This window comes from Martelella sp. FLE1502 (assembly GCF_053484255.1).
Map to the genome: position 1 here is coordinate 1 of NZ_JBAKFQ010000092.1, position 214 is coordinate 214.

At 38.8% G+C, this 214-nt stretch carries 1 protein-coding gene; it reads right to left on the reverse strand.

All coding sequences use genetic code 11. From position 1 onward, the window contains the following. Nucleotides 1-214 (reverse strand): hypothetical protein (locus tag V6767_RS22810; RefSeq protein ID WP_448475523.1); only part of this gene is annotated, 214 nt, incomplete at both ends.

The following is a 214-nucleotide window of genomic DNA, read 5'->3' on the forward strand; positions in this document are numbered from 1 at the left end:
CCCCCCCCCCCCCCCCCCCCGCTTTTTTTTTTTTATCCGGCAACATTTTTTTTTTTCTTTTTTTTTTTGTGTGGGTTTTTTTTTTTTTTTTTTTTTTTATTTTTTTTTTTTTTTTTTTTGTTTTTTTTTTTTTTTTATTGTCCCCCACCACGAGGGGTTTAAAAAAAAATTGCCGGGCCCCCCACACCGCGCGTGTGGGCCCCACCCCAAGGTT